20 protein-coding genes, 1 riboswitch and 1 other annotated feature are annotated in these 22,187 nt (G+C 29.3%); of the genes, 15 read left to right on the top strand and 5 right to left on the bottom strand.

The window, feature by feature from the left end; all coding sequences use genetic code 11:
- The first annotated feature begins 129 nt into the window (after window positions 1-129).
- The 4 genes from H2684_RS07660 to H2684_RS07645 are packed head-to-tail and all read left to right on the top strand — an operon-like array spanning window position 130 to window position 3,894.
- Entirely contained in the window at window positions 130-861 is a 732-nt protein-coding gene (locus tag H2684_RS07660) for a TetR/AcrR family transcriptional regulator (RefSeq protein ID WP_182088819.1), read from the top strand.
- Entirely contained in the window at window positions 812-1,954 is a 1,143-nt protein-coding gene (locus tag H2684_RS07655; RefSeq protein ID WP_182088818.1) for an HlyD family efflux transporter periplasmic adaptor subunit, read from the top strand. The genes H2684_RS07660 and H2684_RS07655 overlap by 50 nt, the downstream gene beginning before the upstream one ends.
- Window positions 1,955-1,972: 18 nt before the next feature.
- Window positions 1,973-2,761, top strand: a complete 789-nt coding sequence (locus H2684_RS07650; RefSeq protein WP_182088817.1) for an ABC transporter ATP-binding protein — start codon at window positions 1,973-1,975, stop codon at window positions 2,759-2,761.
- Complete coding sequence (locus tag H2684_RS07645; protein ID WP_182088816.1) at window positions 2,761-3,894, top strand: ABC transporter permease; 1,134 nt, start codon at window positions 2,761-2,763, stop codon at window positions 3,892-3,894. Before H2684_RS07650 ends, H2684_RS07645 begins: the two co-directional genes overlap by 1 nt.
- Here H2684_RS07645 and H2684_RS07640 read toward each other — a convergent pair.
- Both H2684_RS07640 and H2684_RS07635 read right to left on the bottom strand, forming a co-directional pair.
- On the bottom strand, window positions 3,875-4,882 hold the full coding sequence (locus H2684_RS07640) for an acyltransferase family protein (protein WP_182088908.1): 1,008 nt from the start codon (window positions 4,880-4,882) through the stop codon (window positions 3,875-3,877). The two genes, H2684_RS07645 and H2684_RS07640, sit on opposite strands and share 20 nt — an antisense overlap.
- A 226-nt stretch (window positions 4,883-5,108) precedes the next feature.
- Window positions 5,109-5,444 (bottom strand): cupin domain-containing protein, encoded by a 336-nt coding sequence (locus tag H2684_RS07635; protein WP_182088815.1) that lies wholly within the window; start codon window positions 5,442-5,444, stop codon window positions 5,109-5,111.
- A 91-nt stretch (window positions 5,445-5,535) separates the two neighbouring features.
- On the opposite strand from H2684_RS07635, the gene H2684_RS07630 reads away from it, so the two are divergent.
- The 3 genes from H2684_RS07630 to H2684_RS07620 all read left to right on the top strand — a co-directional run bounded on the left by H2684_RS07630 (window position 5,536) and on the right by H2684_RS07620 (window position 9,085).
- Window positions 5,536-6,438 carry a site-2 protease family protein gene (locus H2684_RS07630; RefSeq protein ID WP_243159297.1) on the top strand — a complete coding sequence of 301 codons (903 nt, stop codon included), beginning with the start codon at window positions 5,536-5,538 and terminating at the stop codon, window positions 6,436-6,438.
- A gap of 68 nt (window positions 6,439-6,506) precedes the next feature.
- A riboswitch (ZMP/ZTP riboswitch) is annotated at window positions 6,507-6,591 on the top strand.
- A gap of 50 nt (window positions 6,592-6,641) precedes the next feature.
- The gene (locus tag H2684_RS07625) at window positions 6,642-7,817 is read left to right on the top strand and encodes a phosphoribosylaminoimidazolecarboxamide formyltransferase (protein ID WP_182088813.1); all 1,176 of its coding nucleotides are present in this window, start codon (window positions 6,642-6,644) and stop codon (window positions 7,815-7,817) included.
- A 101-nt stretch (window positions 7,818-7,918) separates the two neighbouring features.
- Window positions 7,919-9,085: an AI-2E family transporter gene (locus H2684_RS07620; protein WP_182088812.1), complete on the top strand. Its 1,167-nt coding sequence runs from the start codon at window positions 7,919-7,921 to the stop codon at window positions 9,083-9,085.
- 30 nt (window positions 9,086-9,115) lie between these two features.
- On the opposite strand, the gene H2684_RS07615 is transcribed toward H2684_RS07620, so the two are convergent.
- Window positions 9,116-10,156 (bottom strand): M42 family metallopeptidase, encoded by a 1,041-nt coding sequence (locus H2684_RS07615; protein WP_182088811.1) that lies wholly within the window; start codon window positions 10,154-10,156, stop codon window positions 9,116-9,118.
- 192 nt (window positions 10,157-10,348) lie between these two features.
- Here H2684_RS07615 and H2684_RS07610 point away from each other — a divergent pair, with 192 nt between their 5' ends.
- From H2684_RS07610 to H2684_RS07580, 7 genes are all read left to right on the top strand, one after another.
- On the top strand, window positions 10,349-11,119 hold the full coding sequence (locus H2684_RS07610) for a 4Fe-4S binding protein (protein WP_207719416.1): 771 nt from the start codon (window positions 10,349-10,351) through the stop codon (window positions 11,117-11,119).
- 112 nt (window positions 11,120-11,231) lie between these two features.
- Window positions 11,232-11,506: a binding site (T-box leader), on the top strand.
- A gap of 161 nt (window positions 11,507-11,667) precedes the next feature.
- Window positions 11,668-12,981 (top strand): MFS transporter, encoded by a 1,314-nt coding sequence (locus H2684_RS07605; protein WP_182088810.1) that lies wholly within the window; start codon window positions 11,668-11,670, stop codon window positions 12,979-12,981.
- Complete coding sequence (ilvA, locus tag H2684_RS07600; protein WP_182088809.1) at window positions 12,978-14,186, top strand: threonine ammonia-lyase; 1,209 nt, start codon at window positions 12,978-12,980, stop codon at window positions 14,184-14,186. Before H2684_RS07605 ends, ilvA begins: the two co-directional genes overlap by 4 nt.
- Window positions 14,187-14,317: 131 nt before the next feature.
- Complete coding sequence (locus H2684_RS07595; RefSeq protein ID WP_182088808.1) at window positions 14,318-14,749, top strand: MarR family transcriptional regulator; 432 nt, start codon at window positions 14,318-14,320, stop codon at window positions 14,747-14,749.
- A gap of 52 nt (window positions 14,750-14,801) precedes the next feature.
- The gene (locus H2684_RS07590) at window positions 14,802-16,535 is read left to right on the top strand and encodes an ABC transporter ATP-binding protein (RefSeq protein ID WP_182088807.1); all 1,734 of its coding nucleotides are present in this window, start codon (window positions 14,802-14,804) and stop codon (window positions 16,533-16,535) included.
- Window positions 16,528-18,450, top strand: a complete 1,923-nt coding sequence (locus tag H2684_RS07585; RefSeq protein ID WP_182088806.1) for an ABC transporter ATP-binding protein — start codon at window positions 16,528-16,530, stop codon at window positions 18,448-18,450. The genes H2684_RS07590 and H2684_RS07585 overlap by 8 nt, the downstream gene beginning before the upstream one ends.
- A gap of 101 nt (window positions 18,451-18,551) precedes the next feature.
- Window positions 18,552-19,247, top strand: a complete 696-nt coding sequence (locus H2684_RS07580; protein ID WP_182088805.1) for a histidine phosphatase family protein — start codon at window positions 18,552-18,554, stop codon at window positions 19,245-19,247.
- A gap of 89 nt (window positions 19,248-19,336) precedes the next feature.
- On the opposite strand, the gene H2684_RS07575 is transcribed toward H2684_RS07580, so the two are convergent.
- The gene (locus tag H2684_RS07575) at window positions 19,337-19,531 is read right to left on the bottom strand and encodes an alpha/beta-type small acid-soluble spore protein (protein ID WP_182088804.1); all 195 of its coding nucleotides are present in this window, start codon (window positions 19,529-19,531) and stop codon (window positions 19,337-19,339) included.
- Between the two features lie 490 nt (window positions 19,532-20,021).
- Entirely contained in the window at window positions 20,022-20,582 is a 561-nt protein-coding gene (locus H2684_RS07570; RefSeq protein ID WP_182088803.1) for a hypothetical protein, read from the bottom strand.
- A gap of 187 nt (window positions 20,583-20,769) precedes the next feature.
- Between H2684_RS07570 and H2684_RS07565 the strand changes: the two genes are divergently transcribed.
- Window positions 20,770-22,167: an aspartate ammonia-lyase gene (locus H2684_RS07565; protein ID WP_182088802.1), complete on the top strand. Its 1,398-nt coding sequence runs from the start codon at window positions 20,770-20,772 to the stop codon at window positions 22,165-22,167.
- Window positions 22,168-22,187 lie beyond the last annotated feature (20 nt).

Below are 22,187 nucleotides of genomic sequence, written 5' to 3'. Positions count from 1 at the left end.
TTATATGCACAGAGTATTGACAAAATCTAATAAAGGGAATAAGATTAAAATAAATGAGTAAATACTCATTATTATAAAGTGAGTACTCATTTTTTAAGAATAAATTTAATATTAAAAAGGGTGAATAATATGGATTCTCAATCATATAAAAACAAAGAATTTTTAAAAGAACTTTTTTTAGAAGAGCATTCCTCAGAAAAAGAATTTACAAAAAGACAATGGCAAATATTGAATGCAGCTATAAAAGTGTTTTCTAAAAAAGGCTTTGGAAATAGTAGAATAAGTGAAATTGCAAAGGAAGCTAATGTTGCTGAAGGAACTATTTTTAGATACTATAAGACGAAAAATGATTTGCTTATAGGGTTAATAGTGCCATTAATTACAAAGTTTTTTAAGCCATTAGTACTTGAGTCAGTAGAAGCAATAATGAGAAATGATAAGGGAAAAGCTATAGATGAAATTATGACAGACTTATATATTGATAGGCTAGATCTTATAGAAAAGAATTTTTCTTTAATTAAAACTATATTTATCGAATCAACATACAATGCAGATCTTTTTGAGATTGTTCAAAAAAAAATAAATTCAAATCTCATACCACTTATAAATAATTTTGTTGAGGAAAATGTAAAAAATAAAAACTTTAGGGAAATTGAACCAATATTAATAACAAAAACAATTATGAGTTTTATCATTGGCCACATATTACTTACAAAGATTATGCCTGAATTTTTTAATGGTAAAGATGATAACAAAGAGAATATAAAAAATATGGTAGATATACTTTTGCATGGGATTGGAAATTATAAATATGAAATTAATAAAAAGGGAAGTGAAAATATTGAAGAAAAAGAAAATTAAAAAATACATATTTGCTTTTTTAATTATAGCAGTAGCTACTTCTGCATATTTTATCCTAAAGTATATTCAAAACAATGAAGATGATAGTAATATTTATTATGGTACAGCAGAAGCTGATAAAATAAATATTTGCACAGAAATTGGAGGAAGGATTAAAGAGATTAAAGTAGAAGAAGGTGAAAAAGTAAGTAAAGGCGATTTAATAGCTACAATTTATTCTGATGAAAGTTATCTAAATTTACAGAGAGCAGAGATTTCTATAAAGAATGCTGAAAATAATTTGGCTAAAGTAAAGGATGGAAATAGAGTAGAAGAGATTAAGGCACAGGAAGCTTTAGTAAAGCAAGCACAGGCTCTAGTAAAGCAAGGAGAAGCGGAACTTGAAAGTGCTCAAAATAATGTTAGTACTGCTCAAAATAATTACGATTACAAGAAGAAAACATATGATACTACTATGGCACTATATAAAAATGGTGCAGAGTCTAAAGATAATTTAGATAAAGTTAAAAATGATTTAGATAATGCAGAATCTACTTTAGCTAATATGAAGGCAGCTTTAGAAGCTGTGCAATCTCAGGTAGATAGTTACAAAGCTAAACTTGATGCAGCTGTTCAAAAACTTAACCTTCTAGTAAATGGGGCTAGTGAAAAAGATATAAACGCAGCAGAGTATAGTGTAGAGCAAGCTCAAAATAATTATGAAATGTCAAAATTACAATTAGATAAAAGTAAAGTAATTACCTTTAATGACGGAATTATAGAATCTATTAATTTCAATCCTGGTGAATATTTAACTCAAGGAAGTTCAATAGCTACACTTTTGGATAATAAAGATTTATGGATTAAAGTTTATGTTCCAGAAAGCGTACTACCTAGAATTAATATTAACAAAAAAGTAGTTTTAAAAAGTGACTTTTTAAAAGATAAAACTATTAATGGAAAAATAATATATATATCACCAGAAGCAGAGTTTACTCCTATGAATGTAGTTACTAAAAAAGATAGAATGAAGTTGGTATATGAAGTAAAAATAAAAATACTTGATAATTTAGATGTTGTAAAATCTGGTATGCTTTTTAGCGTAAAATTATAATAGTAGTGGAGGAATATTATGGACTATGCTATTTCTATAAAAAATCTTACAAAAAAATTTGGTAACTTTACGGCTGTAGACAATATATCATTTAATATACCTAAAGGAAAGATATTTGGATTTTTAGGGCCAAATGGATCAGGAAAATCAACTACTATAAGAATGATATGTGGAGTATTAAGACCTACCTGTGGAGAAGGAAGAGTACTAGGATATGATTTGATAAAAGAATCAGAAAAGATAAAGCAAAATATAGGATATATGTCCCAGAAATTTAGTTTGTATGAGGATTTAACTGTAGAAGAAAACTTGGACTTTTATGGAAATATATATATGTTAGATAAAGAAACACTAGAGTTTAGAAAGAAAGAATTAATTAAAATGGCAAATTTAGAAGGCAAGGAAAAAAGTATTGCAGGTACACTATCTGGAGGATGGAAACAGAGATTAGCACTAGGATGTTCTCTTATACATAATCCACAGCTTTTAATATTAGATGAACCAACTGCAGGAGTAGATCCGGTTTCAAGAAGAGATTTTTGGAACACTATAATTGATTTAGTAAAAGAAGGCATGACTGTGCTTGTAACCACTCATTATATGGATGAGGCATCGGTATGTGATATTATAGGATTTATATATAATGGTAAACTTGTAACTATTGATAGTATTGACAACCTTTACAAGAAACATAAAATCAATAATTTAGAAGATATATTTATAAAATATGTTAAGAAATTTTCTAATAAGGAAGTAGTAGCTTCCTTTGACGATTTAAAGTCCTTAAAGAATAAGGAGGAAGAATAATGCAGATGAAAAGACTACTTACTATAGCAAAAAAAGAATTTATACACATAAAAAGGGATAAGGCTAGTCTTGGTATTGCAGTTATAATGCCTATAGTAATGTTATTATTATTTGGATTTGCAGTTAATACAGATGTAAGTAATGTTAATTTAGTTGTATATGATGGAAGTAAAACAGTTGAAAGTAGAGAAATTGTAAATAGTTTTATCAATTCATATTATTTCAAATTATATGGTGAAGCAGATTCAGCTGATGATGTAGAAAATTACATTAGTTCGGGAAAAGTAAAAGTTGGATTAGTTATTCCACCTGATTATACTAGAACTTTGAGAAGAAATGAAACTTCAGAAGTCCAAATACTTGTTGATGGTTCTGACCCAACTATAGCGAGAACTGCTATGTCATATTCTAAACTTATAGGGAATAATTATTCTAATAAATTAAAATTAATAGATATGAGTAAAGCTGGTTTGGACAGTAAGGAAAGCATAGGGGTAGATGTTAAGCCGCTTTTGCTATACAACCCTTCTTTAGATAGTAGTAAATTCAATATTCCAGGAGTTATAGGTTTGGTGCTGCAAAACATTACAGTAATATTAACTGCTTTTTCTATGGTAAGGGAAAGAGAAAAAGGTACAATGGAACAACTTATAATGACACCAATTTCATCTTTTGAATTAATAGTTGGTAAATTAATACCTTATATAATTATAGGATTTTTAGATATGTTGCTATCTCTTCTATTAGGATATGTAATATTTGGAGTTGGAGTAAAGGGAAGTTTAATACTATTGATACTGCTTGGAACTCTATTTTTAATATGTTCTCTAGCCATGGGTATGCTTATATCTACAATATCTAAAACCCAATTACAAGCTATGCAGTTATCTGTAGCAATGATACTTCCTAGTGTAATTTTATCAGGATTTATATTTCCAAGAGAAGCTATGACAAAAGTTATATATTACATAAGTGATATTATTCCTATGACTTATTTTTTGCAAATATTAAGAGGTATAATGATTAAGGGAGTTGGTCTAAAATATTTAATTAATCCAATTGTATCCCTACTAATAATTACTACTGCTATTATTCTATTAACAATAAAAAAATTCAGGAAGACATTAGATTAGAAAAATATTTTGGATGAATTATTATTTTAGTAAGTTTATCAGTAAATTTTGAAGAAAGTAATATTACAATAAATAGTGAAAGAAGAATTATAATAAATATTTCGTCCATAAAATAATTTATATAATTAAAAAAGTTATATTCCACTAGAAGTTTAATAATAAAGCCATGAAAGGCATATACAGTCATAGTTCTAGAGCCAAGCTTCGTACAAAATAAATTCTTATTTGGAGTTAAAGCTAAAATAAAAATAGATATAGGTATAGCTAAAATATATGTGAATATACGAATCATGTATTCGGGATAGTTTGCACTATTTAATTGTGAATATGAAAAACTACCATAAAACCATCTATAATCAATTCTATCATTTAATAAATATATTCCTAGAAAAATTATGAATAATCCTAAAAAGGCATATTTCTTTTTAACATGTCTTTTTATGTTTTTTATGTGAGATTTCTGACAAAAGTAACCTATCAAGAAGTAAGGAAAAAATGTTATAGTTCTAGATAAACTCAAATAATAACCTATATTATTGTCATATCCAGATAGTATAGAAATAACAAAGGCTATTATAATGGGATGCTTTATTTTTGAAAAATATGGCAGTATAAGACTCCATGTAAAAAATGACACAAGATACCACATAATCCAGTAAGGATAAACTAAAGTGAACTTAAAATTTTCTGTCTTAAGAATATAGATGTTGAACAAATAGTACATAAATTGAAAAGTAATATATGATAGAATAATATTATTAATTTTCAGAAAAAATTTTTTGCTGTTGGTAATACTTTTTGAAAAATAGCCTGAAATAAAAACAAAAAGAGGCATATGAAAAGAATATATAAATGTGTATAGTATTTTCATATTTGTCTGTGAATTAATTAACGGCTCAACAGTATGTCCAATTACTACTAAAGTAATTAGTAGTAATTTTAAATTATCGAAATAGTAGCTTCTGCATTTTTGTTTTGTTAAATTCATAGTAGCTTCCATATATAAAATCAAACTCCATTTCTATATAATATATTTCATTGAAGTAGTTTCTACTTAATCCCTTATTTATATATTATATAGCTTCAATGTTACAATAAGATGTTACATTAATTAACTAAGTTTTAACATAATGAATAATATTTGAACTCAATTAATTTGTAGGTAATAGATAAATGGCCCAGTGAAATATTTAAAATTTAACTGGGCATTAAGTTTAACCTTTTATTACAGTTAATAGCATTTTAAATTTTTCTTTAGCTTCAAGAGAGTGGGGAACATCAGAAGGCATAACTATAGTTTGACCTGCTGTAACTGTAAAAGTATTATCTCCTATTGTAATGTCTGCTGTACCATCTAATATTTGGACCATAGCATCACCTGATGTTGTGTGAGTACTTATTCCTTCTCCTTTGTCTAAGGAGAATAATGTAATATTTGCAGATGGTATTTGAGAAAGTGTTCTGCTCACAACTTGACCTTCTTGATATGAAATTAGATCTTTTAATTCAACTACTTTTGCAAATTCTATATTTTTAATTAAATTGCTCATGTTTTACAGCTCCTTTCACTTTTATAATTTTAGTATAACCTATATAATAAAATTATAAAATTTATTTTTATTATGATAAAGGATGAAAGATATGAAGAGTAAAATAAAATATAAAGTTTATTCAGAAATATCTGAAGGAAGTGTATTCTATCGAGAAGGATTTAGTGAACAAGTATTGAAAAATCTATCACCAAAGTTACAGCCACTTAAAAAAGAAAAAAAAAAGAAGGGCCTAATTGGAATTTTAGGCACATTATTTGCATTCATACTTAAGTTTAAATTTATATTTTTAAAATTAAAATTTCTATTGGTGTTTTTAAAATTAGGTAAATTTACAGCTACACTAGGAACAATGTTAATTGCTATTTTTATATATGCTAAAATATATGGATGGGTTTTTGGTATAGGGTTTATTACTCTAATATTTGCTCATGAAATGGGACACTATATAGCAGCTGAAAGAATAAACTTGCCTGTTTCTGCTCCGGTATTTATTCCATTTGTTGGTGCTGTTATATCTATGAAGAAAAATCCCAAAACTGTAGAAGACGAGGCATTTATGGCATTTGCAGGCCCAGCTTTTGGGACACTAGCAACTTTGCTTTGCATACCTATATATTTTTTAACAGGAAGTAATGTTTTTTTGGCACTTTTATATAGTAGTTTTCTTTTGAATTTATTTAATCTTGTACCTGTAAATCCGTTAGATGGAGGTAGAGTAGTTAAGATTATTTCGCCAAAGTTGTGGCTTGTGGGAATACCTATTTTGGCTATTTGTGTTATAAAGTTTCTCAATCCTATATTAATTCTTATTTTGATACTTGGAATATCGGAAGTTTACAAGTACTTTAAAAATAGTAAAAGTGGTAAAGTCAACTATTATGATGTTGAAATTTCAACGAAAATAACATATGCTTTGTTGTACTTTGGATTAGTTGCAATATTAGCAATTGTAACTACTTATATAAATATGTTTATGCCAGTAAATTTATAGTGAAATTTTATTGCTTTAAGTTTAGTTTGACATAGTACTTTCTATATAATATAATTTAATAAAAAAGTAAACAATCATGTAACTGGCGGAAATGGAATATACCATAGGGAACATGATTGAATAGAAGTTGTATCGACCGCCTGGGTAATTTAATTATTTACCCAGGCTTTTTTAAGTTTAAATTAAAAGAGGAGTGATTGTAAATGGAAAATGGGGAACTTATATTAAAGTACGGGTGTAATCCACATCAAAAACCTGCAAGAGTTTATGTTGAAAAAGGAAAACTTCCATTTGAAGTTCTAAATGGAAGGCCAGGCTACATAAATTTAATGGATGCACTTAATTCATGGCAACTTGTAAAAGAATTAAAAAATGCAACTGGACTTATAAGTGCAGCTTCTTTTAAACATGTAAGTCCAGCTGGAGCTGCAGTTGCAACACCTTTAAATTATGTATTAAAGAAAGCTTATGCAGTTGAAGATTTAGAACTTTCTCCAGCAGCTACTGCATATTGCAGGGCAAGAGGTGCAGATAGAATGTCTTCTTATGGAGATTTTGCTGCAATAAGTGATGAAGTGGATTTATCTACGGCTATGGTACTTAAAAGCAGTGTTTCAGATGGAATAATTGCACCATCTTACAGCAAAGATGCTCTTGAAGTTTTAAAGAAAAAGAAAAAAGGAAATTATTGCATAATAAAGATAGACAAGGATTATGAACCAGAAAAAATAGAGAAGAGAAATATATTTGGAATAACTTTTGAGCAGAAAAGAAATGATGCAGTTATAACAGATGAACTTCTAAGAAATATAGTGACAGACAGAAAAGATCTACCTGAAGATGCAAAAAGAGATCTATTAATAGCTATGATCACACTTAAATACACTCAATCAAATTCTGTATGTTTTGCACTTGATGGACAGGTAATTGGAGTTGGTGCAGGACAGCAATCAAGAATTCACTGTACTAGACTTGCTGGATCAAAAGCAGATATATGGTTTTTAAGACAGCATCCTTCAGTTTTAGCACTTCCATTTAAAGATGGACTTAAAAAAGCTGAAAGAGATAATGCTATAGATCAGTATCTTAGAAGTGATGTAACAGAGGAGGAAACTCGCACTTGGAATGAAGTATTTACTGAAATTCCAAGAAAGCTTACAGATGAAGAAAAAATAGAATGGCTTTCAAAATTAAAAGGTGTTTCTCTTGCATCTGATGCATTTTTCCCATTTAGAGACAATATAGATAGAGCAGCTAAAAGTGGAGTAGAGTATATTTCACAGCCAGGAGGATCTATAAGAGATGATGATGTAATAGAGGCTTGTAATGATTATAATATGGTAATGGCATTTTCAAATTTAAGATTGTTTCATCATTAATATATAGTAAAGATACTGGCTAAAGATATAAAAAAATGATAAAGTAGTATTAAGCAAAAATTAAAGCTTAATAAAGTTAACTATGGAGATAAAAATTTATAATGAAAATAGATAAGAAATTATTTAGTTATTGTATGTACGCAGGAATTACAGTAATTTTAACTTATATTGCTATACTACTTTTGAATAATATAGGCAGTATCTTTACTTTACTTTGGAATTTTCTAGAAAAAATTATTACTCTAGTAAAGCCTCTGCTTATTGCACTTATAATTGTATATTTGCTCAGACCAGGTGTCAGTGGCATAGAAAATTTCTTGAACAGAAAAAAACTTATAAAAAAGGCATCTCATAGAAGGGCCCTGGGAATTTTTATAATATACATGTTTGTAATATCAATTATTGTAGCTGTTATAATTGGAATATATATTATGATAGGTGGAAAACTTTCCGATAATACAAGTATAACAAATATAGCTTTATATTTAAGTGATTATTTAAAAGATTCAACCCTATCAGTTAATTCTATAAGTGAGAGGTTAAAAACCGTTAATACTTCAATACCTAGAGAATTAAATGATAAAATTGCTCAAATTGTAAGTTATGTGCAGACATATTTCTCTGCAAGTATAGGAAAGATGATGAGTTCATTTGTAGATATAGTCAGCAATATAGCTTTGTTTGTAATAGCATTGGTTCTGAGTATTTACTTGATACAGGATTTTGAGTATTTTAAGGATCTGTGGAATAAGATATTTAGACTCATATTTCGTGACAGCAAAACAGGAAGTAAATTAACAGAAATATTAAATATTATGAATGTTACATTTTATAAATATATAAGAGGACAATTTTTAGAAGCATCTATGGTAGGTTTTTTATCCGCTGTTGTACTTTACTTTATAGGAATAGACTATTCACTTATTATAGGAATTATTGCAGGCATTTGTAATATGATACCATATGTAGGTCCTTTTGTAGGCACAGTTCTTGCAGTAATTATGGCACTTTTAAGTGGAAAGCCTATTATGGCAATATGGGCAATTGTTGGAATGACTGTAGTTCAACAAATTGACAACAATTTGCTTGCTCCTAAAATTGTAGGGGATAGTGTAGGACTGCACCCAGTTTTTACTATGATTGCAATTATTGCAGGTGGAAATGTAGGAGGGCTCATAGGAATGCTTATAGCTGTACCTATGGCAGCTTCCTTGAAAGTAATACTTAGCAGGTGGTATGCTTCTCACATGGAAAAATCAGAATTATAGAATACCAGCAGAATATAGGTTAAACTATACCTATGCTTTGCTGGCATATTTTATTATAAGATCAATTGTTGCCAGTATAGCATCAATGTGGGTTCTTTCGTAGGCATGAGATGCAAAAACTCCAGGACCTATAAGGGCTGCTTTTACATCCCAACCAGCACACAATGCAGCAGAAGCATCTGAAGTATAATAGGGATATATATCTACTTTGTATGGAATATTATTTTCTTTGCATGTTTCTATTAATTTTTTTCTAATGCTATAGTCATAAGGTCCAGATGAATCTTTGGCACAAATGCTTACAGCATACTCCGATGAGGTTTGACCGCATCCTACAGTTCCCATATCAATTGATATCAATTCTTTAGTTTTTTCAGGAAGAGCAGCACTAGATCCATGACCGACTTCTTCATAAGTACTAATATAAAAATTAGTTGTATAAGGGAGCTTTATATTGTTTTTATGAAGATATTTAATTGTATATATAACAGCAGATACTCCAGCTTTGTCATCTAGATATCTGCTTTTAATAAACTCTTTTTTAGTAATTAGAGTTCGAGGGTCTATTAATATGTAATCCCCTACAGAAATGCCAAGAGATTCAACATCATTTTTACAAAATACCTTTTCATCTAAAATTATTTCCATATTTTCAGGAGTTCTTTTAAGGTCATTAGCGGAATTTCCACTTATGTGTACAGAAGGTTTTGTAGTATGAATAGTAGCTGAATAACTTTTCCCATTTGAAGTTTCAATTGTACAATTTTCATCCTCAAGAGTTGACATCATATAAGTTCCAATAGGCAATAGAGAAAGAGTACCGTTGTCTTTTATATCTTTTACCATTGCACCTAATGTATCTACATGAGATGTAAATGTTCTTTGATAGGTATTATTTTTTCCAGGAAAGGATACAATAAGGCCTCCTTTAGTTGTGTTTTTATATGAAATATTCATTTCTTTAAGTGAATTTTCAATATGCCTCAATATAGATTCAGTATGTCCTGTAGGGCTTGATATAAAAAGAAGGTCCTTTAAAATATTTAAAATTTCAGCTTTGTCGTAATTCATAATTTATATCCTCCAAAATATAAAGTGTATTTTAAGATTATGATTAACATAAATTGATATAAGTATGTAAATATGATTTAGAAAGAGTAAATTTAGTCTTATCTTTTACTATGAAAATTAAACTGGTTGTTGTAGTATAATTTATAGAGGTATGAGTAATCAAAGATTAACAATGGAAGGATGAAGTAAAATATGAAAACAACAGCAATATATTTTTCACCTACTGGAACATCAAAAAGAGGAACTTGTGCTATAGCAAGGGTATTAGGAAATTATGTAGATGAAATCGATATCACAATTGAAGGTAATAGCTATGAAAGAGAATTTGGAATAGACGAAGTTGTAGTATTTGGGGCACCAGTGTATGCAGGAAGAATTTTTAAAGGTGTGAAGAAAAGATTGAAAAATATAAAGGGAAATCAAACTCCTTGTATAGTAACAGTTACATATGGAAATAGACATTATGATGATGCACTGCTAGAGTTAGCAGATATTGTTACAGCCAAGGGCTTTATACCAATTGCTGGAGCGGCTTTGATTGGAGAGCATACTTATGGAAAAATTCAAGTAGGACGTCCAAATTCCAATGATATAGTAGAAGATGAAAATTTTGGAGGAAAAGTGTTGAAAAAATTACAATCAGGTGATAGAACAGTTATTAATTTACCTGGAAATAGGCCTTATATTCATGGTGAAGAAGGTGGAAGTGGTGGAAGATTTACACCTAGTACAGATAAAAAGTGTACAAATTGTGGCTTGTGTGCAAAACAGTGCCCACAGGGAGCAATAGATATAGATGATTGTAGTAAGATAGATGCAGATAAGTGTATTTCATGTTTTAGATGCATTCGAAATTGTCCTATAAATGCTAAAAATGTGAATACGGAGGAATACAATATATTTGCAGAAAATCTTTCAAAAAAACTATCAAATCCCCGTAAAAATGAATTTTTTATATATTGAAAAATATAATATTAATAAACCCATACATAATTGTATATTTTATTAAAATTTCTTTCCAAAAAATGATTGACAACTTATAAAAAAAATAATATACTTATTCACATATCAAATAATATAAACTGTGAAGGAGAAAGAAATATTTAGTGTGTTAACTTAAGAGAGCCAATGTTTGGTGAAAATTGGTGTTAACCTAATATGGAAATCACTCCGGAGTTTCCAAGTAGAAAGGTATTTATACCGAGTAAACAAGGACGTATACCAGCGATACATGGTTAGGGTTTACATTAAATTTTTATTTAAAGTTGACCTGATTGAGGGGTAATATTAGTTATTTACTAATATTACAAATAAGGTGGTACCGCGAAGATAAAATCTTTCGTCCTTATAAACATATTAAAATGTGTCTATAAGGATGAAAGATTTTTTTATTCATTTAAATATCTACATTGTAAAAGGAGGGTAGCATAATGTTAGAATATTAAAAAAAGTTGGGCTATTTGAAATATAATAACATGGTTATGTAGAAATAATAAGGGGGCTTTAAAATTATGACTACAAGTAGTGTTACTAAAAGAAAGTATTTAAATGTTATTTTACCTTTGTTTATAGGATCAATGCTAGCTTACATTGATAGACTTAATATATCTTATGCAGCTTTGACTATGAATGAAGATCTGGGATTTAGTGCTCAGGTATTTGGAATGGGGGCAGGTATTTTATTTTTTGGATATGTGGTGTTTGAAGTACCTGGAACTGTGTTTGCAGAAAAACATAGTCCAAGTAAATGGGTTGTTAGAATTATGATCACTTGGGGTATAGTTACAAGCATGATGGGATTTGTTCATACAGAACTTCAGTTTTATATTGTTCGTTTTTTAGTAGGAGCTGCAGAAGCAAGTTTTTATCCAGTTTGTTATTCTGCCATTGTTCCTAGATGGTTTAATGCAAAGGATAGACCTAAGGCACTTTCAATATTGCTTACATCTATGCTGGTTTCAAGTATTATAGGATCTCCTCTAGCAGGTGTTATATTGGGGATAACAGCTTTTGGACTTAAAGGATGGCAGATGTTATTTATTTTAGAAGGAGCTTTGGCATTTATATTTGGAATTATACTTATATTTTGGCTTAAAGATTCACCTGAAGATGTAAACTGGCTTACTGAAGAAGAAAAGAAAAAGATGAAAGAGGAGTACGAAAAGGAAATTGAAATTAAAAATTCAATAAAGAAATATACATTATGGCAAGCACTCAGTGATAAAACAGTACTTAAATTATGTTTTATATATTTTATGTGGGTTACAGGATTTTGGGGATTTGGTTTCTGGCTTCCAACAGTGCTTAAATCAATATCAGGACTCAGCAATTCAAGTGTAAGCTTTTTAATTATAATACCAATGTCTGCAGCACTTATTGGATTTATATTTAATGGAAATTCTGCATCGAAAACTGGAGAAAGAAAATGGCATATAGCTATTCCACTTTTTATTGGAGCAATTGGAATGGCTTTTGGGACTCTCGTATCCAATCCTATAATTAGTTTTATATTTACATGTATTACTGCTGTTGGTGTATATATAGGAATGGGAGTATGGTGGTCAGTTCCTGTATCATTTTTGTCTGGTCCAGCAGCTGCAGGTGCAACTGGTCTTATAAACTCTGTAGGAAATTTAGGAGGATTCACTGGACCATATCTAGTTGGTTTTATTAAAACTGCCACAGGATCTTATAGTGCTGCATATATGTATTTGGCTATATCTTTAGTAATTGCAGGGGCTGTAATGCTGACACTTAAGCCAAAGGTAAGTGAAGATATGTCCTTGGAGAAAGAAAATGAAAAACTAGGGGGGGTTAAAGCTTGAATGTGAATTTAACATTAGATGATGTATTGTATGCCGCAAAAAGAATAAATGGAATATGTGTGAAGACAAAATTAATATATAGTAATGAATTCAGTGAAGAAAGTGGTAATGAAGTATATATAAAACCAGAAAATCTTCAGATTACTGGAGCTTTTAAATTAAGAGGGGCATTAAATAAAATAAGTAAATTAAGTAAAGAACAAAAAGAAAAGGGGCTTATAGCATCTTCTGCAGGAAATCATGCTCAAGGTGTTGCATATTCTGCTAAAAAGCTTGGAATTAATGCCACAATAGTTATGCCTGAAACTACACCATTTATAAAAGTTCAATCTACTAAGAAATATGGGGCAAATATAGTGCTTAAGGGAAAAGTCTATGATGAAGCTTACGAAGAAGCTAAAAGACTTGAAAGAGAAAATGGATATACTTTTGTTCATCCATTTAATGATGTAGATGTAATGGCAGGTCAGGGAACTATAGCACTTGAAATAATAGAAGAACTTAAAGATGTAGATGCCATAATAGTTCCTATAGGTGGTGGCGGATTAATAAGTGGAATATCTGTAGCCGCTAAATCTATAAATCCTAATATAAAAGTAATAGGTGTCCAAGCAGAAGGAGCAGATCCTATGAAAGTTTCCTTCGATACGGGAAAACTTACATATGCAGATAAAGTGGATACTATTGCAGATGGAGCAGCTGTTAAACAACCTGGAGATCTTACGTTTGAAGTTATAAAAAATTATGTAGATGAAATAGTTACAGTAAGTGATAAAGAACTTATGGAAACTGTATTTGTTGTTCTAGAAAAGCATAAGCTTGTGGCAGAGCCAACAGGAGTTATGTCACTTGCTGCTTTAAAGAGATTGAATTTTAAAGGTAAAAAAGTGGTTTCTTTAATAAGTGGTGGAAATATAGATGTTGTTACAATGTCATCACTTTTAAATAACGGTCTATTTTCAAGAGGAAGAATATTCTGCTTTTCAGTTAAGTTAAAAGATACTCCAGGAGAACTTCTCAAGATATCTAAGATATTAGCAGAAAAAGGAGCTAATGTAATAAAATTGGATCACAATCAATTTAAAGCTGTGGATAGATTGAAGCATGTGGTTTTAGAGGTAACAGTAGAAACAAATGGATATGAGCATATAGAATCAATAGTTAAATCTCTAAATCAAAGTGGATATAATATAGATAGAGTTTAATGATAAATGAAAAAGACTATGAAGGAATATTTTTTAATTTTCCTTCATAGTCTTTTTAGGCGTGTATTGACAACAATAATTTTAGTGACTATAATTAGTTAGGAATCTAACAAATATAATGGAGGATACTTATGGATGAAGATATACATATAGGCAAATTAATAATGACTTTTTCAAATATGATAAACAGGAAAATAGGAAAAAAAGCTTCTAAATATGGAATGACAAGTGTGCAATCGAGAATACTTGGATTTATACGCAGAGAATCCTATACAAAAGATATATTTCAAAAAGATATAGAAGAGGAACTTAATATTAGACGTTCTTCAGTAACTAGTGTACTTCAACTTATGGAAAAAAAGAAATTGATAAAGAGAGTACGAGTATGCGAAGATGGAAGACTTAAAAAGATAGTGCTTACCAAAGAAGGATTGGAAGCTGAAAAAAAAGTATATGACTCTATACTTAAAATTGAACGTAGTTTAAGGGATGAATTAAGTGATAGTGAATTTTATACACTTATTAATTTGATTAATAGATTATCTAAGAAGATTCAAGATTAAATATATTTTTAATATTATAGTTAGAAATCTAACAAGAGGAGGTTGATTTACTATGATAAAAAGGCTATTAGAATATATAGGGGAATTTAAAAAAGATACTATTATTACTCCAGTGTATGTTGCTCTTGAAGCAATTATGGAAACAATAATCCCAATGCTTATGGCAATGATTATTGACAATGGAGTTGAAAAGGGAAATATAAAATATGTATGTATTGTAGGAGTTATGATGCTTATAGTATCCTTTATATCTCTTACATGTGGAGTGATGTCTGGAAAATATTCAGCTAGGGCTTCCACGGGACTTGCCAGAAATTTAAGAAGAGAAATGTATTATAATATACAAAATTTTTCTTTTTCAAATATAGATAAGTATTCTACAGCTGGACTTATAACTAGGCTAACTACAGATATAACAAATATACAAAACGCATTTCAAATGATGATAAAAGTTCTTGTAAGAGCACCATTTATGCTTATATTTGCTATGACAATAACTTTTTATATAAATTCAAGATTGGCTCTAGTATTTTTAAGTTCAATAATTTTTCTTGGAATAGTTTTATATATCATAATGACAAAAGCACACCCTTATTTTATGGAAGTTTTTAAAAAATATGATGATTTAAATGCAAGCGTACAGGAAAATTTGACATCTATAAGAACTGTAAAGGCCTATGTTAGAGAAGAGCATGAAACTAGTAAATTTTATAGAGCTTCTCAAGTCTTATATAATTATTTTGTAAAAGCTCAAAAATTAATAATAATTAATGCTCCTGCTATGCAGTTTTCAGTTTATACTTGTATTTTGCTTATATCTTGGCTTGGAGCAAAAATGATTGTTGCAAAATCAATGACAACTGGAGAGCTTATGACTTTGTTTACATATACAGCTAATATAATGATGAGCCTTATGATGATTTCTATGGTTTTTGTAATGATGATTATGTCTAAATCTTCTGCTGAAAGAATTGTTGAAGTTCTAAATGAAAAAAGTGATCTTGTAAATCCTAAAAATCCAATTTATGAAGTAAAAGATGGATCTATATCATTTAACAATGTGGATTTCAAATATAGCAAAAATAAAGACAATCTAGTTTTAGAAAATATAAATATTAAAATTAATTCTGGTGAAACAATAGGTATTATTGGTGGTACAGGTAGTGCTAAGTCAACTTTAGTTCAGTTGATTCCAAGATTGTATGATGTTACTTCTGGAAGTGTTAAAGTTGGAGGCGTTGATGTTAGAAAGTATGATATAGAAACTTTAAGAAATGAAGTTTCCATGGTTCTTCAGAAAAATGTATTGTTTTCAGGAACAATAAAAGAAAATTTAAGATGGGGAAATAAAAATGCAACTGATGAGGATATAATTGCTGCATGCAGACAAGCTCAGGCTCATGAATTTATAGAAAAATTACCAGATAAATATGATACTTTTATTGAAGAAGATGGTACTAATATATCCGGTGGACAAAAACAGAGACTTTGTATTGCAAGAGCACTTCTTAAAAAACCTAAAATATTGATTTTAGATGATTCTACAAGTGCAGTGGATACCAAAACTGATGCACTTATTAGAAGAGCATTTAAAGAAAATATACCTAATACTACGAAAATTATTATTGCACAGCGCATTTCTTCAGTACAGGATTCAGATAGAATCATTGTATTAGATGATGGTAAAATAGATGGAATTGGAACTCATGAAGAGTTAATAAAATCTAATAGTATATATCGTGATGTTTATGAATCTCAGACGAAAGGAGATAAGAATAATGAGTAAAAACAATATTCATAAGCCTAAAGGGCCAGGAAGACATGTTGGATATGTAAAGCCAAGTAAAGGTTCTTTAAAAACTTTAAAAAGAATATTAGCTTATATATTTAAAAGATATAAATTTTTATTTTTTATTGTACTATTTAGTATAATTATAAGCTCTCTTGCAAATGTAATTGGGACAGTTCTATTGAGAAATTTAATTGATGATTATATAACTCCACTTCTAAATATGAATGGAAGAAATTTTGGACCATTGCTTAAAATGATAACTATTATGGCGGTAATCTATTATTTAGGAGTCTTAGCAACATATGTGTATAGTCGTATTATGATTGTGATTTCTCAAGGGACACTTAAAAAAATAAGAGATGACATGTTTAGCCATATGGAAAGTTTGCCTATTAAATTCTTTGATACACACTCACATGGGGATTTAATGAGCCTTTATACAAATGATACAGATACTTTAAGACAGATGATTAATCAGAGTATGCCTCAAATGACAGTTGCAATTATTACTGTATTGGGTACTTTTATTTCAATGATATATTTAAGTTGGCCACTTGCTATGATTGAAGTTATAATTATAATTTTGATGTTTAAAGTTGTCAAAAGTATAAGTGCAAAGAGCGGAAAATATTTTAGACTTCAGCAACAGAATCTAGGTAAGGTAAATGGTTATATAGAAGAGATGATAAATGGGCAAAAGGTTGTTAAAGTATTTTGTCACGAAGAAGAAGCAAAAATTAGTTTTGATAAATTAAATGATGAGCTCTATAAAAGTGCAAATAGTGCCAATAAATATGCAAATATTTTAATGCCGGTTATGGGTAATATAGGATATCAAAATTATGTACTTGTTGCTATATTTGGATCTATTCTTGCTATTTATGGATTTGGAGGATTTACTCTTGGAGGAATTGCAGCATTTTTACAATTGACTAGAATTTTTAGCACAACAGTCAACCAAAGCTCTCAGCAACTTAATTTTATTATTATGGCACTAGCAGGAGCTCAGCGTATATTTAAACTTCTTGATGAAAAATCTGAAACAGACGAAGGATATGTATCTCTAGTGAATGCAAAAGAAAATGAAAAAGGTGAATTAATAGAAACTGAAAAACACACTGGAACTTGGGCATGGAAAATTCAAGGAAAAGATGGAAGCGTAAATTATGCAAAGCTTTGTGGTGAAGTTGTTTTTGACGATGTGAATTTTGGATATGATGATGAAAAAGTTATATTGCATAATATAAAGCTCTATGCAAAGCAAGGACAAAAAATAGCTTTTGTAGGTGCTACAGGTGCAGGAAAAACTACTATTACTAATTTAATTAATCGCTTTTATGATATTAAAGATGGTAAAATACGATATGATGGAATAGATATTAATAAGATTAAGAAACATGATTTAAGGAGATCTCTTGGAATTGTTCTGCAAGATCCACACTTATTTACAGGAACAGTTGCAGATAATATTAGATATGGAAAGTTAGATGCAACTGATGAAGAAGTAGTTAAAGCTGCAAAGCTTGTTAATGCAGATGGATTTATAAGACATCTACCTAATGGATATAATACGGTTATAACTGGTGATGGAAGAAATTTATCACAGGGACAAAAACAGCTTTTAACTATTGCAAGAGCAGCGATTGCGGATCCTCCAGTTTTAATACTTGATGAAGCTACATCTAGTATTGATACGAGAACAGAAAGTATTGTTCAAGATGGCATGGATAAACTTATGAAGGGGAGAACTGTATTTGTCATTGCCCATAGACTTTCTACAGTTAAAAATTCAAATGTAATTATGGTGTTAGATAATGGAAGAATTATTGAGAGAGGAAGTCATGAAGATTTAATTAAACAAAGAGGTAAATACTATCAATTATATACAGGAGCCTTTGAACTATCTTAAAAAGTAAATGAATCTATAAATTCATTATGATGAAATGTATTTTAAAATAAGCTATAATTATAAAAAGTGTAGGCTTCAAAAATATAATTATGGAGGATAAAATGAATAGTAAAAATAGCGGAAGAGTTGTCTTATATTTAATGAGGCATGGTGAAACTATATTAAATAGAGCAAATAGAGTCCAAGGCTGGTGTGATGGAGTACTTACAAAGGAAGGAATAGAAACAGCTGTAAATACAGGGTTTGGACTTAGAAATGTTAAGTTTAAAGCTGCCTATAGCAGTGATTTAGGTAGAGCTATAAAAACTGGAACAATTGTTATAAAAGAAAATAAGTTAAGTCATAATCTAAAGTTGAAAGAACTTGAAGGATTAAGAGAAGTATGTTTTGGAAAATATGAAGGTGAATTTGAAAGTGTGTTATTTAATGATATTCTTAATTACCTTAATGTAAGGTCAATTGAAGAGGCAGAGAAAAAATATAATTTTCAAAAAGAATATTGTAATTCATGTGCTGCACTAGATGAAACAGGACAAGCTGAATCCTATGATAAGGTATTAAAAAGAGTGATGAAATCTTTAAAAGAAATATCTATAGAGAATTCTAAAGATAATGGTGGAAACGTACTTGTAGTAATACATGGGGGAATACTTAGACTTATAATTGATTATTTAGATAAAAGTTTTAATGTACGAGATATGGATAACTCTAGTATATCTAAAATCATATATGAAAATGATAAATTTAAGGTTCAATCTGTAAATGACAACAGCTATTCTATAAAGAAGAAAAATTAAATAAGAAATTAACTAAAAATGAGTATGATTTTTTGTGTAAAAATCATACTCATTTTCATATAATGCTTAATTAGATAATATTTGTGATGTTATTTTAGTCCCTGTTCATAAGCTTCTACCATTTTTTTAACCATGTTTCCACCTATTGATCCAGCTTCTCTTGCTGTTAAGTCACCATTGTAACCTTGTTTTAGGTTTACACCTACTTCTGATGCTGATTCCATTTTAAATTGATTTAATTTTTCCTTAGCTTCTGGAACTACTGGTTTGTTACTATATGACATAATATTCACTCCTTTTTATAGTATTATTTACTGCTTACAGTTAAAGTTTATACAATATACAAGAAAGTATTCGAGGTAATTAGAGGGTTTTAGGGAAAATTATTTAATCTATAGAAGATATATTCAGTTTTTTGTTTATAGTCAATTTAAAACTGGAGATCTTTTGGATCTCCAGTATAAAAAAGGAACTATCAACATATTAAAAAATAATATTTTGATTTATGTTAAATTTTATATTAAATAGCTTTAATACGTTGATAACCTTGTATTTATATAATATGCAAAATTTAAGTTATTATTCTTATAATCTAAAAAAACTTGATTATTTACAAATAGTTAATTTATAAGACACTAAGTTGTAACAACTCTTTGATATCATACAATCATAGTAATAAAATAATTTTATTAAGTAATATAATAGTTCCCCCTATTATATTTAAACAAGCACTTGAAATTTTTATTCCAAGTGCTTGTTTACTATTCTTTAGATTTATTTGTCTTGTTCTGTAGGATTTTGTATTAAAGTAATTTCCTCTTTTATATTTTCATTTTCTAGCGTTAATAAATCAAGTTCCTGCTCAATTTTTTCAAGTTTCTCATTTTCGATTTGAATATTTTCATCTGCCATTTTTTCAGAATTGTGCCTAAGATCACTTACTGCTTCTTCAATAAAATATTTTATTAACATTTTTTTGTTGTCATCGGGTTCAACTTTGATTTCCTTTAATGCAGCATAAACTGTATTTTCTGCAATGTTAAATTTTTCTTCATTTGTTTTAATCTCACCTGAATGTTGCAGCTGTTCTGCAACCTTAACTCCAACTGCAGCTTTTTCTTCTATCCAATCAATTAGAGATGTAGTTGTTTTTACACTAGGAACAGACTTAGCTATCTCTATAAATGGTTCTACAGTTTTGAGAGTTTTATCTGTAACGCTTAGTATCTTGTCTAAATTCATAGATTTATTTTTAAAATATGAAATTAGGGCAAATATAGCACCAATTACAACTACAACGGCCTCACATATTTTTATAATATCATCTGCTGTCATAATATTTAAAACCTCCTTAAATTAACTATAAAATTTATATCTTTCATAGTTAGTATATTTATATGTAGTCTAATTTGATATTTTTAAGTGAAATTTTAATAGAATATATTGCTATGCAGTTAAATAAAATTGCAATTGATGATAAAATATATATGTTAGTTTAAAATATAACAAGGAGAGTAGCATTATGTGTTTTAGGACAGAGAAGGATTTAATTGGAGAAAAAACTATACATAACTCACACTATTTTGGTATAAATACCCTTAGAGCTATGGATAATTTCAATATAGGAGGAAAAATTGTAAATATAAATCTAATAAAGGAAATAGCACTTATAAAAAAAGCAGCTGCAATAGTAAATAAAGATCTAAATCAATTAAACAGAAAAAAGGCAGATGCTATAATTAAAGCAAGTGAAGAAGTTATAGAAGGTAAATTTGACAGTGAATTTAAATTAAGTGCATTTCAAGGTGGAGCTGGAACTTCAACTAATATGAATGTAAATGAAGTTATAGCAAATAGAGCTATAGAAATACTTGGTGGAAAAAAAGGTGATTACAATATAGTTCATCCTTTAAATGATGTAAATATGTCCCAGTCTACAAATGACGTATATCCAACGGCACTTAGAATTGCATCTATTAAAAGTATAAGGGAGTTAAGTCAGTCCCTTGCAGATTTACAAGAAGAGCTTCAAATAAAAGAAAATGAGTTTTCAGATATATTGAAACTTGGAAGAACTGAGCTTATGGATGCACTTCCAATGATGGCTGGTCAGGGATTTGGTGCCTATGCTAAGGCTATAGCTAGAGATAGATGGAGAATTTACAAAGTTGAAGAAAGGCTTAGGGAGATTAATATAGGAGGTACTGCAATAGGAACTGGACTTAATGCCACTAAGAAGTTCATATATGAGATAACAGATGTACTTCAAAATTTAACTGGACTTGGAATTGCAAGGTCGGACTATCCAATGGATATTACTCAAAATTGTGATGTATTTGTAGAGGTGTCTGGATTATTAAAGTCATTAGCAGTTAACCTTTTAAAGATTTCCAATGATCTTAGACTTTTAAGTTCAGGTCCAAAAGGTGGAATAGGGGAAGTAATACTTCCAGAAGTTCAAGCAGGATCCACTATTATGCCTGGAAAGGTAAATCCTGTGATACCTGAGATGGTTGCTCAAGTGAGTATGAGGGTAATTGCAAATGATACTGCAATTACTATTGCAAGCTCCTCAGGTCAGCTTGAATTAAATGCATTTACTCCATTGGTTGCAGAGTGTCTACTTGAATCCCTTGAGATTTTACAAAAAGCAGTTGAAATATTTAGAGAAAAGTGTATAAAAGGTATAAAGATGAATGAGGAAAGATGTAAGAAAAATATTGATAAATCAACTGCAGTAGCTGCGGCTCTTGTTCATTACATAGGATATGATAAGACAAGTGAAGTTGCAAAGAAAGCTTTAAATGAAAGTAAATCAATAAAAGAGGTGTTATGTCAGATGAATATATTAAATAAGGATGAAATAGATAAAATAACCAATCCGTATGAACTTACCAAGCCTGGAATTCCTGGGAAATAGCAATAGATAAACTATAGAAT

Origin of the sequence: Clostridium sp. cel8 (assembly GCF_014050525.1) — a bacterium.
GTDB lineage: Bacteria > Bacillota > Clostridia > Clostridiales > Clostridiaceae > Clostridium_B.
Note: the sequence above shows the minus strand (reverse complement) of the source record. Positions and strands in the feature narration are given on the sequence as shown.